Annotated in this window: 12 protein-coding genes and 1 pseudogene; 6 read left to right on the top strand and 7 right to left on the bottom strand. The window is 70.1% G+C overall.

Going from position 1 to position 13,367, the window contains the following annotated elements; translation table 11 throughout:
• The first annotated feature begins 59 nt into the window (after window positions 1-59).
• From ACXIZN_RS39910 to ACXIZN_RS39900, 3 genes are read left to right on the top strand one after another with little or no spacing between them, the layout of a single operon-like run.
• Entirely contained in the window at window positions 60-1,145 is a 1,086-nt protein-coding gene (locus tag ACXIZN_RS39910) for a LolA family protein (RefSeq protein ID WP_457959936.1), read from the top strand.
• On the top strand, window positions 1,142-2,137 hold the full coding sequence (locus ACXIZN_RS39905; protein WP_034305294.1) for an ABC transporter ATP-binding protein: 996 nt from the start codon (window positions 1,142-1,144) through the stop codon (window positions 2,135-2,137). Before ACXIZN_RS39910 ends, ACXIZN_RS39905 begins: the two co-directional genes overlap by 4 nt.
• The gene (locus ACXIZN_RS39900) at window positions 2,134-3,003 is read left to right on the top strand and encodes an ABC transporter permease (RefSeq protein ID WP_457959934.1); all 870 of its coding nucleotides are present in this window, start codon (window positions 2,134-2,136) and stop codon (window positions 3,001-3,003) included. Before ACXIZN_RS39905 ends, ACXIZN_RS39900 begins: the two co-directional genes overlap by 4 nt.
• Window positions 3,004-3,063: 60 nt before the next feature.
• Here the strand turns inward: ACXIZN_RS39900 and ACXIZN_RS39895 are convergent, their stop codons facing one another.
• Genes ACXIZN_RS39895 through ACXIZN_RS39885 form a run of 3 tightly spaced genes read right to left on the bottom strand, consistent with a single transcriptional unit; the run spans window position 3,064 to window position 6,757 of the window.
• Window positions 3,064-4,080, bottom strand: a complete 1,017-nt coding sequence (locus tag ACXIZN_RS39895) for an ABC transporter ATP-binding protein (protein WP_457959932.1) — start codon at window positions 4,078-4,080, stop codon at window positions 3,064-3,066.
• Window positions 4,080-5,729 (bottom strand): ABC transporter permease, encoded by a 1,650-nt coding sequence (locus ACXIZN_RS39890; RefSeq protein ID WP_457959930.1) that lies wholly within the window; start codon window positions 5,727-5,729, stop codon window positions 4,080-4,082. Before ACXIZN_RS39890 ends, ACXIZN_RS39895 begins: the two co-directional genes overlap by 1 nt.
• Complete coding sequence (locus ACXIZN_RS39885) at window positions 5,705-6,757, bottom strand: thiamine ABC transporter substrate-binding protein (protein ID WP_457959928.1); 1,053 nt, start codon at window positions 6,755-6,757, stop codon at window positions 5,705-5,707. Before ACXIZN_RS39885 ends, ACXIZN_RS39890 begins: the two co-directional genes overlap by 25 nt.
• A gap of 75 nt (window positions 6,758-6,832) precedes the next feature.
• Between ACXIZN_RS39885 and ACXIZN_RS39880 the strand changes: the two genes are divergently transcribed.
• Window positions 6,833-7,123: a 4a-hydroxytetrahydrobiopterin dehydratase gene (locus tag ACXIZN_RS39880; protein WP_457959927.1), complete on the top strand. Its 291-nt coding sequence runs from the start codon at window positions 6,833-6,835 to the stop codon at window positions 7,121-7,123.
• A gap of 385 nt (window positions 7,124-7,508) precedes the next feature.
• Here the strand turns inward: ACXIZN_RS39880 and ACXIZN_RS39875 are convergent, their stop codons facing one another.
• Window positions 7,509-7,847 carry a winged helix-turn-helix transcriptional regulator gene (locus tag ACXIZN_RS39875; protein WP_126737479.1) on the bottom strand — a complete coding sequence of 113 codons (339 nt, stop codon included), beginning with the start codon at window positions 7,845-7,847 and terminating at the stop codon, window positions 7,509-7,511.
• Between the two features lie 101 nt (window positions 7,848-7,948).
• Here ACXIZN_RS39875 and ACXIZN_RS39870 point away from each other — a divergent pair, with 101 nt between their 5' ends.
• Entirely contained in the window at window positions 7,949-8,326 is a 378-nt protein-coding gene (locus ACXIZN_RS39870; RefSeq protein ID WP_457959925.1) for a TetR/AcrR family transcriptional regulator C-terminal domain-containing protein, read from the top strand.
• 104 nt (window positions 8,327-8,430) lie between these two features.
• Window positions 8,431-9,792, top strand: coding sequence for a M20/M25/M40 family metallo-hydrolase (locus tag ACXIZN_RS39865; RefSeq protein ID WP_126737460.1), 1,362 nt, complete (start codon window positions 8,431-8,433; stop codon window positions 9,790-9,792).
• A 185-nt stretch (window positions 9,793-9,977) separates the two neighbouring features.
• Here the strand turns inward: ACXIZN_RS39865 and ACXIZN_RS39860 are convergent, their stop codons facing one another.
• From ACXIZN_RS39860 to ACXIZN_RS39850, 3 genes and pseudogenes are all read right to left on the bottom strand, one after another.
• Window positions 9,978-11,039, bottom strand: coding sequence for an ankyrin repeat domain-containing protein (locus ACXIZN_RS39860; RefSeq protein WP_457959923.1), 1,062 nt, complete (start codon window positions 11,037-11,039; stop codon window positions 9,978-9,980).
• Between the two features lie 10 nt (window positions 11,040-11,049).
• Window positions 11,050-11,409 (bottom strand): hypothetical protein, encoded by a 360-nt coding sequence (locus tag ACXIZN_RS39855; protein WP_457959922.1) that lies wholly within the window; start codon window positions 11,407-11,409, stop codon window positions 11,050-11,052.
• Window positions 11,406-13,336, bottom strand: a pseudogene (locus tag ACXIZN_RS39850) (DUF6357 family protein). Before ACXIZN_RS39850 ends, ACXIZN_RS39855 begins: the two are co-directional and overlap by 4 nt.
• Window positions 13,337-13,367: the final 31 nt, after the last annotated feature.

Genomic DNA, 13,367 nt, shown 5'->3' with positions numbered 1-13,367 from the left:
GGAAGCGTTGTCGCCAAGACCCGAGCACACCGGGGTTCGGGGAAACAGGGAGAGACAGCATGGATCCGAAGAGGAAGGCCATCACCGCGGCGGTGGTGGGGACGGCTCTCGGCGTCGGCGGGCTCGTCGTCGTCGCGATGCCGGCCACCGCGGGCGACGCGCCCGTCTTGCCGCAGATCAGCGCCGAAGAGCTGGTGCAGTCGACGCTCAACGCGAAACCGCCGGCGTTCGACGGGAAGGTCAAGGTCAGCAACGACCTCGGCCTGCCGCAGGTCGGCAGCGCCCTGCCCGGTGTCGCGGCGCTCGACGTCGACTCGGCGCAGGTTTCGACCGACGGCACGGGCAAGAGCAAGATCTCGCTCACCGAGGGCTCCAGCCAGCAGACCATCGTCCGGAACGGCCAGACCGTCTGGGAGTACAACTCCAAGGACAACTCGGCCACCAAGATCACCGTCCCGGCCGAGCTGGCCAAGGAGCACCGGGACAAGGCCGAGGCCGTCGACCCGGCCACGGTCGCCTCCGAGCTGCTCGGCAAGGTGCGCGAGAGCAGCACGATCGCCGTCGACGGCACGGCCGCGGTGGCGAATCGCGCCGCGTACGAACTGGTGCTGACCCCGAAGCCGACCGAGCGGACCGTCCTGCGCGAGATCCGCGTCGCGATCGACGACCAGACCCGGATGCCGCTGCGGGTCACGGTGCTGGCCAACGGCACGTCCGCCCCGGCGTTCGAGGCTTCGTTCAGCGAGATCAACTTCGCGGCGCAGCCCGCGTCGAACTTCGAGTTCACCCCGCCCAAGGGCGCGAAGGTGACCGAGAAGACCGCCGAGGTCGAGCCGAAGGACCGTGAGCTGGCCGAGCGGGCGAAGTCCGAGATCAAGGTCGTCGGCGACGGCTGGGACACCGCGATCACCGGCAAGATCCCGGCCGACGCGCTGGCGAAGGCCGGCGAGGCCAAGGACGAGCAGGGCCGCCAGGTCGACCCGAAGGCGCTGCTCACGCGGTTCGCCAAGCCGGTCAGCGGTGCGTGGGGCAGCGGTTGGCTGGTGACCACCAAGGTCGGCAGCGGCGTGCTGACCGACGACGGCCGCTACGCCGCCGGCGCGGTGCCGGAGCAGGTCCTCTTCGAGGCCTTGGCCGCGAAGTGACCACCACGTTCGAAGCCGGGGCGGACGCTTCTCAGGAGGCGTCCGCTCCGGCGGTACCCATGGCGGCCCGCACCAGGGGCCTGCGCAAGGTCTACGGCCGCACGGTGGCCGTGGACCACGTCGATCTCGACGTTCCCGAAGGCGCCGTGCTGGGGATGCTCGGCCCCAACGGTTCGGGCAAGACGACGACCATCCGGATGCTGCTCGGTCTCGTGCGGCCCACCGAGGGCGAGGTCGAACTCTTCGGCAAACGGATGCCCGACGAGGCGGCGCACGCGTTGCCCGACGTCGGCGCGCTCGTCGAAGGGCCGGGTTTCCACCCTTTTCTTTCCGGGCGGGAGAACCTGCTGCGCGTGGCCGCGGCCGAACCGCGGCTGGCCTCGGCGGGGATCCCCGGCGCGGTCGACGCGGCACTTGAGCGCGTCGGCCTGACCGGTGCCGCCACCCGGCGCTACAAGGGCTATTCGCTGGGGATGAAGCAGCGGATGGGCCTGGCGAGCGCGCTGCTCGTGCCGAGGCGGATGGTCGTGCTCGACGAGCCGACGAACGGCCTCGACCCGGCGGGTACCAGGGAGATCCGCCGGATCATCGGCGAACTGCACGCCGACGGCGTCACGGTGCTGGTGTCGTCGCATCTGCTGGCCGAGGTCGAGGCGACCTGCACACACGTCGCGGTGCTCCAGTCCGGGAACGTGATCGCCCAGGGCGAGCTCTCGGAACTGCTGGAGTCGGGGAACGCGGCGCTGCTGGTGCGGACGCCGGACGCCGAACTGGCGGTGGAGACGTTGCGGGAGAACAGGATCGGCAGCAGGCTCACGCCGGACGGCGTCCGCGTCGACCTGACCGCCGCCGAAGCCCCCGACGTGCTGCGTCATCTGGTGACGGCCGGGGTGGCCGTGCACGAGGCGGCACGGGCGCGGACCGGGCTCGAAGACCTGTTCGCCCGGCTGACCCAGCCGGAGTCCACTGTAGACGGTGAGGGGGAGTCGTGACCCACGCTCTGGCCGCGGCACCCGCGGCACGGACCGGGCAGGACAGTGTCGGGCTGATCCGGTTGTACCGGGCGGAACTGCGCTGGATCTTCCGGCGGCCCCGCACGCTCGCCGTACTGGGCCTGCTCGCGTTGATCCCGGTGATCATCGGGATCGCGCTGACGTTCGTCGACACCGCGGAAACCAGCGGCGGACAGGACGGTGCGCTGCTCGCCTCCGCGGTCAGCAACGGCTTCATCCTGCCGGTCGCCGCCCTGACCATGACGCTGGGACTGCTGCTCCCCCTCGCGTCGGCGATGGCCGGGGCGGACGCGATCGCCGGCGAGGCCGCCCACGGGACGCTGCGCGGCTGGCTGATCGCGCCGGTCGGCCGGGGCAGGCTGCTCGCGATCAAGGCGTTCGGTGTCGCGACGGTTTCGACGGTCGCCGTACTGGCCATGACGTTCACCGGTTTCGTCACCGGCCTGATCATCAGCGGCGCCGACTCGATGTTCACCCTCACCGGCTCGACGTTGAGCGTCTGGGGCGCGCTGGGCCGCGTCCTGCTCGTGGCCGCGTGGGTGGTGCTGCAGCTGTGGGCGGTCGGCGCGGTCGCGCTGGCGATCTCGGCGTTCACCGAGCATCCGATGCTGGTCGTCGCCTCGGTGCTGGCCGGGACGATCGTGTTCACCATCCTCGGCTTCCTGGACGCGGTCTCGTGGCTGCATCCGTTCCTGCTCAACGAGAACTGGTCGCAGGCGCCCGCCTCGGTGCTGATGGACCCGCTGGACACCGCGACGCTCGGCGAAGGCGCGTTGCGCGCCGCTTGCTACATCGCCATCGGGCTCTCGATCGCCTACGCGCGCCTGACCACCCGGGACGGCTGACCTCCCGCGTTTCGTCCTCTGGATGCGGTCCTTGCACACGCAAGTACCGCATCCAGAGGACTAAATGCGGAGTTGGGCGACGCCGTCCGGGTCCAGAACGAGCCGCACGGTGTCGCCGGGGCGCAGATCGGCGGTGACCGGCGCGACGGCGTCCACAGTGGATAGATCGCCGCCGGGGGCGACCACGAGCCGCACGTGCTCCCGCCGGTGCACCACGGCGACGACCTCGCCCTCGGCACCCTCCGGGGCCACTCGCAGACCGTGCGGCCTCAGTCCCAGCCGCACCACGCCGTCCTCGACGTCGGGCAATGCCACGTCGCCGAGCGGCGTCCGCACCGTCCCGCCCGACGCCTCGCCGTCGACGAAGGTGGTCACGCCGAGGAACCGTGCGACGTCCTCGTCCACCGGCTGCCGCCAGACGCGGCGCACCGCGCCCTCCTGCCGGATCTCCCCGTCGTCGAGCACGGCGACCCGGTCGGCGAGCGTGAACGCCTCCTCCTGATCGTGCGTGACCAGCAGTGCGGTGATCTTGCTGCGCCGCAGCAGGGCCGCGAGGTCGATCGCCAGCTGTTCCCGCAGCCCGGCGTCCAAACCGGACAGCGGCTCGTCGAGCAGCAGCAACCGCGGTTCCGGCGCCAGCGCGCGGGCCAGCGCCACCCGCTGTGCCTGCCCGCCGGACAGCTCGGTCACCCTCCGCCGCTCGTAACCGGCCAGCCCGACGAGATCGAGCAGCGCCCGGATCCGTTCGGCGTGCTCGGCGCGGGGGACGTCGTGCATCCGCAGCCCGAACGCGATGTTGGCGGCGACGTCCTTGTGCGGGAACAGCTGCCCGTCCTGGAACACCAGCCCGAACTCCCGCCGGTGCACCGGGACACCGGAGAGGTCCTCGCCGTCCCACCGCACGGTGCCCGACGTCAGCGGCTCCAGCCCGGTGATCGCCCGCAGCAGCGTCGACTTCCCCGAACCGGACGGGCCCAGCAGAGCCAGCACCTCGCCGTCGGCGATGTCCAGCCCGGCATTCTTCACCGCCGCGAAGGATCCATAGTGGACGGTCAGCTCCCGTACCGACAACGACACTAGAACTCCCCTACCGAATTCTGCCCGCGGACCGCGCCGAACCGGTCGATCAGCACCACCGCCACCACGGTCACGATCATGAGCAGCGCGCAGGCCGCGTAGGCCATCTGGTTGTTCAGCTCCCCCGGCCGCGAGATCAGCGTCGCCACGGCGACCGGCAGCGTCGGCGCGTCCGGCCTGGCCAGGAAGCTCGTCGCGCCGAATTCGCCGAGCGCGACCACGTACCCGAAACCGGCCGCCGCGACCAGCGAACGCGCCGTCAGCGGGAGATCGATCTCGCACCACACCCGGCCGGGGCTCGCGCCGAGCGTCGACGCGGCCTGCCGCAGCCGGACGTCGACCGACCGCAGCACCGGCAGCACCATCCGCACGATCAGCGGGATGATCACCAGCGCCTGCGCGAGCGGCACCAGCAGCGGAGACGTCCGCAGGTCGCCCGGCAGCGCGTCGAGCGTGACGAGATAGCCGAAACCGACGGTCACCGCGGACACGCCCAGCGGCAGCATGAGCGCGGCGTCCATCGTCTCGCCCATCCCCTTGGCCAGCCTGCCCGGCGTGCGGCGCAACGCCACCAGCACGACCGAGGCCAGTACCCCGACGATCATCGCGAGCGTCGTGGCGTCGAACGCCGTCCGCAGCGACATCGACGCCGCGTCCCAGCCCGAGACCTGGAGCGCACCACTGGATCCCTGCCCGGCGAGCGCTTCGTATCCGGCGAGGCTCCAACCGTCCGAAGTGGACACGGACTCGACCAGCAGCGCCACGATCGGCGTCATCAGGAGCGCGACCACCGCGAGCCCGGCGGACACCGCCCACCACTCGCCGCCCCTCGGCCGCCGCGCGGTCTCGCTCCGTGAACGCAGCCGCACCGCGTTCTCCCGGCGCCGCCTCGCCAGCGCGCCGACGACGAGAGCGGCGACGACGGCGGCGAACTGCACCAGCGACAACGCGGCCGCGCCGGAGAGGTCGAGCAGTTCGACCGTGCGCAGGTAGATCTCGGTCTCCAGGGTGCGGTACTTCGCCCCGCCGAGGATGAGCACGACCCCGAAGCTGGTGGCGCAGAACAGGAACACCACCGCGGCCGACGAGGCGACGGCCGGGGCGAGCGCGGGCAGCGTCACCGAGCGGAAGGCACGCCACGGCGACGCGCCGAGTGCCCGCGCCGCGTCCACGGTGCGCGGATCGAGATGGCTCCACAGCCCGGAAACCGTGCGCGCGACGACGGCCACGTTGAAGAAGGCGTTGGCCAGTACCAGGGGTAGCAGCCCGCCGTCGGGCCAGAGCGCGCGGAACGCCAGGCCGACCACGACCGTCGGCAGCACGAACGGCACCAGCACGAGCGTCCGGACCAGCGAAACCCCCGGCAGCCGCACCCGCGCGAGCAGGAACGCGACCGGCAGGCCCGCCAGCACCGCCACGATCGTCGAGACCCCGGCACTGGCGACGGTGAATCCGGCGAGTTCCCAGGTCAGCGGGTCACCGATGGCCGTGCCGACCCCGCCGGAGCCGAAACCGCGCGCGACGATCGCCGCGACCGGCCAGGCGAAGAACACCACGAGGAAACCGAGCGGCAGCACGGCGAGCGCCCCCAGCCCGGCTCCGCGGAAAGTCGGCCTGGTCGAACTCAGCCTTCGAGTAGCGTGCGCCACTGGGCGATCCACTGCTCGCGCCCGGCCTGGATCTTGGCCGGTTCGAGCGTCTTCGGCTGCTGCGGCTGCGGCGCGGCCTGCGCCCAGCCCTGCGGGAGCTCGACTCCCTGACGGGCCGGGTACACGTACATGTTGCTCGCCACCGTCACCTGGAACTGCTGGGACAGCAGGAAGTCCACGACCTTGCGGGCCTTCTCGACCTGCTTGCCGCCCTTCAGCACCCCCGCGTACTCGACCTGGCGGTAGCAGGTGTCCAGCAGCGCCTTCGTGCGCGGCTTGCCGTCGTCGCCGATCTCGGCGGCGGGCGAAGAGGCGTAGGAGACGACGATCGGGCGCGGGCCCTTGCCCGACGAACCGGAGAATTCCTTGGAGTAGGCCTCTTCCCAGCCGCTGACCACCTTGAGACCGTTGGCCTTCAGCTGGGTCCAGTACCCCTGCCAGCCCTGCTCGCCGAACTGGGCGACGGTGCCGAGCAGGAACGCCAGACCGGGCGAGGACGTCGCGGCGCTCTCGGCGACCATCAGGTCCTTGTACTTGGCGTCGGCCAGGTCCGCGAACGACTTCGGCTCCGGGATCCCCTTGTCCGCGAAGTACCGGGTGTCGATGTTGACGCAGACGTCGCCGAGGTCGACCGCGGAGAGCCGGTGCTCGGGGTCGATGGAGTAGCGCTGCGGGCCGCGATCGGCCTCCGGGCTGGTGTACTGCTCGAAAACGCCCTCGGTGAGCGCGCGCGAGGCGAACGTCGAGTCGATGCCGTACGCGACGTCCCCGATCGGGTTCGCCTTCGTCAGCACCAGTTTGTTGGTCAGCGCGCCCGCGTCCCCCTGCTTGAGCACGGAGATCTTGATCCCGGACTGCCGCTCGAACGCGTCGAGGACCTCCTGCGGGGCGAGCCACGAGTCGTGTGTCACGAGCGTGACCGTCGCCGGCGCCTGCGGGTCGTTCCCCGTGTTCCCGGAGAGCGAGCAGCCCGCGACGAGGGCGGCCACCGTGCCAGCCGCAACGACCGTGCGGAGGGCGCGTTTCATCTAGCCTCCTGCGTTCTTCAAGGGGGGACCCGTGGCAAACGTGCAGCGTAGCCGACGGCGTACCACCATGGAGTCATGGCGGAAATCTTGAACGACCAGCAGGCCGACGAAGCCGTGACCAAGCTCTCCGGGTGGACCCGTGACGGCGTGACGATCGAGCGGACGGCGAAGCTGCCGAGTTTTCCGAAAGCCATCGAGGCGGTGGACAAGGTGGCCGAACTGGCGGAGGCGGCCGACCACCATCCCGACATCGACATCCGCTGGCGGACGGTGACGTTCCGGCTCAGCACGCACTCCGCCGGAGGGCTGACGGATAAGGACTTCTCCCTCGCGTCGCAGATCGACGGGGTACTCGACGGCATGTGACGTCCGCGACGATCGCGCCACGATTCGGCTTCTCGGACGTCTTCCCATCAGGGACACAACGAGAAAGGACGAGTGATGACGCAAGCGATCGTGGTGGGGTTCTCGGCGTTCGGCGCGATGGTGGCGGCCGCTGCCGGAGTGCTCTGGTACACGGCGCGCGATCGGCATCACCAGCACGATCAGTGACGTTGATCACACCGGCGTCCGGCACGTAACGCGAAGCCTGATCAACGCGCTGTTCCCGGCGGACCTGTCGCTTCTCTCCCCCGGGGAACCGCCGTGAACAACGCCTCCATCACCGCCGCCCAGCGCGCCTGGGTGACCACGTTCGCCGCCGCCATCACGCTGCTGACGATCGTCGTGCTCGGCCTGCTCGGCTAGTCCTTCAGCCCGAGTAGGCCTCGCGGGCGGCGACCAGCTCCGGAAGGTGCTTCGCCGCCCATTCACGGCATGCCTCCATCGGCTCGAACAACGTCCGGCCGAGCGAGGTGAGCTCGTACTCCACCCGCGGCGGCGTCTCGTCGTACGCCGTCCGCGTGATCATGCCGTCGCGTTCCAGAGCCCTCAGGGTCTCCGTGAGGACCTTCGGCGTGACTCCCCGCAAGGGAACCCGCAGTTCGGAGAACCGGCGCGGCCCTTCTTCCAGGCACTGCACGACCAGGCCCGCCCATTTGTCGCCGATCCGGAACGGGGTCAGGTTCGACGGGCAACCGGGCGCGAACATGTCGGGACTCAACGGCTTCACCCGTCCGAAGTTACCCGTGCGACCCCCTCCGCCGTCGTTCGTCGGCCGGCAACCGGCGAGCGACCTCGGCCAAAGCCACCGTGTACAGCCATTACGGCGACAAGCAGAGCCTGTTTTCGCGAGACGGTCTCCGCGTCGGCGGACCGAGCTCATGGGCGCTGCGACGGCTGCTCGCGGCCGAGACGGGCCAGTTCCCCGACCTGCTCGACGTCATCCACACGCGCGCGGCGGACCGCGTGGCCGAAGCACTGGCCGACCGGCTCGCCCGCCTGACCGTCTCCGGGCACCTTCGAACCGCGGACCCGCTCCTGGCCGCGGATCAGTTCTTCGCGCTGCTGTCCGGTCCGGCCGACAAGCGGGCGAGGCTCGGCACCCGCCGCACTCCCGACGCCGAACTTCGCGCCATCGCCGAGGCCGCCGTCGACACCTTCCTGAAGGCCTTCGGCGCCCAGGACTGAGGAAACGTCACGGAAAGGAAAAAGGGGACGATCGGAGGTTGCTCTCCGGGCCTCGTGACTCTTAGCTACTCGAACGAGTTTCTTCGAGAAGTGAGGGGTGTTCCATGGCAGGTCTGCGCAGACGTGAGGTGCTCGCGGGCGCGGTGGCACTGGCGGGCGCGGCGACGATCGGGCTGAACCCCGGCACCGCCGCCGCGGCCACGCAGCAACGTCCGGGCGCGCAGTTCCCGCCGTCGCTGGAATTCGGCGACTACCCCGTGGTCGCGCGGGTGCGGTCGCGGCGGGCGCTGGAGCACCTGCGGGTGCTCAGCGACAAGATCGGTCCCCGGATCGCCGGCACCGAAGGCGAACTGCGAGCCAGGGACTACATCGCGAAGGTGCTTCGGGACCTGCGCTACCAGGTCACGCTGCAGCCGTTCCCGATCGCCGACAAGTTCCTGGGCGGCCTGTCGATCGGTCGCGACAGCTGGCAGACCGGCTCGTCGCCGCAAGGCTTGCAGGACGTCACCCGCGAGGCGGTCGTCGTCGACGCCGGTGACGGCAGCACGCTGCCCGACGATCTGACCGGCAAGATCGTGCTGATCGCCGCCGTGACCAACAAGGCCGACGCCTACCTGACGGCCGCGCAGCGCGGAGCGGACGCCGTGCTGCTCGGCCGGATCGGCGCGGATCCGGCCCGCAAGCTGTCGGCGTTCTCCCCGACGCTGGCCACCCCGGTCACCATCCCGGTGCTCGGCCTGGCCCAGGTGCAGGTGGAGCGCCTGCGCGAACGGCTCGCCAAGGGCTCGGTCACGGTGAAGGCGACGGCCACCCACCACAAGAACCTGACGTCGTACAACGTCATCGCCGAGCGCCCCGCCACGTTCCCCGGCAAGGACGACGGCGTGGTCATGGTGACCGCGCACTACGACAGCGTCCCCGGCTCCCCCGGCGCCAACGACGACGGCAGCGGCACCGTGCTCTGCCTGGAACTGGCGCGCGTCCTGCGTCACCTGCCGACGAACAAGACGCTGCGGTTCGCGCTGTGGGGCTCGGAGGAGTACGGGCTGATCGGTTCGCGGCACTACGTCAAGAACCTGTCCGACCCGGAAGCGAAGCGGATCGCGGGCTGCTTCCAGAACGACATGGTCGCCACCAGCTGGGACCCGGCGGTCACCTACTGGTTGCTTTCGGTCGACGGCGCCGACAACGCCACGACCGCGGCCGTCAACGCCGCCGCCAAGCGGCTCGGCTACGACCCTCAGGTCAAGGGCCCGGTGGCGCGCGGTTCGAGCGACCACGTGCCGTTCTTCGAGCGCGGGATCGCGTCGGGCAACTTCAGCTGGCGTGGCGAAACCGGTCCGGCGCTGCTGGAGCCGACGTACCACACGCCGGAAGACACCATCAAGGACAACGTCTCCCTTGAGCGGCTTCAGGTTTCGCTGGAGCTGATCGGTTCGGCGGCGTACAGCCTGCTGCGGAAGTGAGCCTCGCCGGGTGTCCTCGATGCTCATCGAGGACACCCNACACGCCGGAAGACACCATCAAGGACAACGTCTCCCTTGAGCGGCTTCAGGTTTCGCTGGAGCTGATCGGTTCGGCGGCGTACAGCCTGCTGCGGAAGTGAGCCTCGCCGGGTGTCCTCGATGCTCATCGAGGACACCCGGCGCCCTCAGCGTGAGTAGTCCACCGCTTCCAAGGCGATCGGGGCCGGGTTCCTCGCGACCCAGGCGACGGCGAGTTCGCTCAAGCGATCGAGCTGTTCGTCCCCACCGCGTCCGGACCTGACCTGCTTGGCGATCTCCTTGGCCTCTTGGAGTTCTTCCTCGTCGAGAGGCTCGCCCTGCGCCAGGAAACCCGGGAACGCGTCGGCCATCGCACGATAATCGCGGTCCCAGTTCGCCCCGCCGTTCCGGAACATCTCGTCGGTGATCCGGCCGGTGACGCGGATGGCCTCGCATTGCACTGTCTCGCCCGCGCCGCTCGACGGCACGAGGAACTCCCAGAGCGCTTTGTGCCGCTCCTGCCAGGATCCGTCGGGAACGACGATCGGCGAAACCCCGTCGTGCTTCGACCGCCGGGGGACGGGCTCGACCCCGAAGATCCGGTACAGCTCACTGAGCGCGGCGTCGGTCTCTTCGAGAAGGTCGCGGTTGAAGGTCTCGCGGTGGAACTCGAACCCACTGCCGATCCGCTCGACCTTCCGGCGCATCTCGGGCGTGCTGCTCGCCCCGCGTTCGAGCAGCAGCTTCGCGATCTCGGCGGACTCCCGGAGATAGGCGTTCTCCGTACTGATCAGGCAGCACATCAGCAAGGTGTTGCCGCGCCTGTCGAGCACCTCGGTCGAGGCCCCGTGCTCGATCAGGACTCGCGCCGCCCCGACCCTCAGCCTGCCCACGGCGGCCCCAAGCGGTGTTTGCCCGTAGGTGTCGGCCGCATCGACGTCCGCGCCGAGCGAGAGCAGTAAGGGAATCTGCTTCGGAGCACCGCGGGAAGCCCGCGCGTGAAGCGGTGTCCTGCCGTAGCTGTCCGGGGTGTCGACGGCGAGCCCCTGCCCGGCCAGCCAGACGATGAGCTCGTCCGGGCACGCCGGGAAGCCGATGGCGGTGCCCTTGGAATAGCCGCCGCGCGCGTCGATCTCGCATTTGCCGAAGACGGCCTTGAGTTCCTCCATCGAGGCCGAGGTCAACATCTCCTCGAAGTCCTTGGGAAGGGTCTTCCGCTTCCGTGCCATCGTGCTCTCCTCAGTCGAACTTCGGGCGCAGCTGTTCGCGCATCTGCCGGAAGTTCTTCGGCTTCACGGCCCAGCGTTCCTCGTCGGTGTCCTCGAAGGTCACCTCGTACTTCCCGGCCGTCCGGTCGAACTGCACGAGGATCTTCACCGGCAACCTCTCACCGGGCCGGTAGTGGCCGCCCAGGTAGGCGTCCACCGCGGCTTCGATGCTCGACCACTTGCAGGCCACGGGCGTGACACCTTCGGGCGAGTACGCGTACCCGTGCGCACTGCGAAACCCTTCGCCGAACTCCAGGATCATCGCCAGCGATTCCCAGCCGTCCACCGGCCCCGTGGCGTCGACCAGCGACGTGACGAGCTCGGCGGTCATGACCAGCGCCCGAGTTCGGCGTCGATACGCGGATCCGTGCGGACCCACACCTCACCGTCGGCGGCTCCCGGCGGGGCGTCCACGCGCTCGAGCCCGAGCGTCCGGACCAAGCTCAGAAGCTGGTCCCGGTCCTCGCCCGCGTCCTCGACGGAGTAGCTGTCGAACAGGACGTAGTGCACGTCCCAGCGATCGTTGTACCCGGAGTCGGCCCAGATCTTGCAGAAGCGATCCACCGTCTCCTGGTCGAACGGCGCGGCCTGCTCCTGTTCCCCCGCGGCGGCGAAACCTCTCGCGATTTCCTCGGCGCTCCACCACGCGACGGCTTCGGCGACCGCGGCCGGGGTGAACGCCTCCGGCGCGAGGAAGCCAGCCAGAAGCCAGCCCGCTCCGGTGTCCTCGATGCCCAGCCGCGTCTCCTGCAAATGCGACACCAGCCCGTCCGCCATGGCGCAAGGCCCGGAGAAGGTGAAGACGCCTGTCGCGGCCACGAGGGTACCGTCGCCGGGACGCGAGACTTCGAGCGTCGTGTCCGCTTCGGTCACCAGCGCGAGAAGGTCTGCCGGCACGCCGTCGTAGAGCGCTGCCTGCGTCTGCGGATCCTCGTAGAAGTTCAGCGGGCTGGTGTGGTCGAACGTCACCACGAGACCGCGGCCGTCGGCGGTGAACCAGGCGTTGACGGTGTCGCCCCCGCCGTTGCCGAAACCGAAGTGCGTGACCCCGTCGGCCGTCGCCGGCTCGCGCCCGTCGATGCGGGTCAGGACCTCCAGCCGACGGCGCAGCTCGCGGGGGTGGGTCCGCCGGAGCAGCGACTCGTCGAACACGGCGCGGAGCCGTGCCCGGTCGAGGGCGGCGACGTCCGGCCACCACGGCCCGCTGCGGTCGAGCGCGGCCGAACCGCCCCGGACGAAGTTGGCCACCTGGCTCCGGTAATCGCCGCCGTTGGTGACGAGGCGGTACTCGACCCGCGAGTTCTCCGCTCCCTTGACCCGGCAGATGGTGGCGGCGTCGAACATGAGCAGCAGCGCTTCTTCGTTCTGCTCGTCCTCGATGCAGAACGTCGCGTTGTCTTCGGCGCGGTGACGGCCGACGAACTCCCGGAACGCGTCGGGCGCGGATCGCGGATCGCCCGGCGCCCACTTCTCCTCGTTGTCCTTGTCGTCGCTGAAGGTCAGTGGTCTCATCGTCATCCTTGCTTTCTGGCCTTGTCGGCGGCTTCGGAGCAGATCAAGAAGCTCACCGTGCGCACCGCGTCGCCGGCGAGGTCCGGGAAGGCGCGGCGAACCGCACGCTGGACCTTCTCCTCCATTCGCCGCCAGTCACGGTGCTTCACGGCGTGCTCACCTCGTCGCCGGTCGCGGGCGATCCGCATCCCGGCGCTCGCCTCCTCCGCGGTGGCGATCACCCGCTGAACCTCGGGCAGCAGAACGGGGTCGACGGCGCCCGGGTCCCGGACCTTCCCGCTCGCGTACTCGAGGAGTGCCTTGTCGAGCGGGGCCAACCGGGGGCGAAGGCGGTTCGCGTCGTACTCGCGGACGAGCGACCAATCGGACAGCACGCTCACGGAGCGCAACGCGTCGAAGAGCTGCCCACGTTCGAGCGGCCCGACGTCCGCGCCTTGAGCGACGAGCCGTCGTTTGTCCCAGCGGATGTCCCGGAACAACGACTCGACGTCGTCCGGCGCGCCGAGAAGGATCGGGTCCAGCAACGCGACCGCCGCACGCTCTTCGAGCGGACCCCGGATCCCGGCCGCCTCGCACAGCGGCAGGATCGCGCTCCACAGCAGCAGATGCCGGGTCAGGTCGTCGCGGATCACCACCAGGTGGGCCTCCGAGACGGGGAAGCCGAACGTGCGAGGGTCGTGGTTGGCGTCGGCTCCGGCGCCGAGTTCGATCCTGAGCCCGCCGTCCGCGCGGATCACTCGCGGCATCCAGGGGTTCTCGCGGCTGAAGAGGACCTCG

It is taken from the genome of Amycolatopsis sp. TRM77291 (assembly GCF_054166285.1).
The sequence above is the reverse complement of the archived record's forward strand: the minus strand, read 5'-3'. Positions and strand labels throughout refer to the sequence as shown.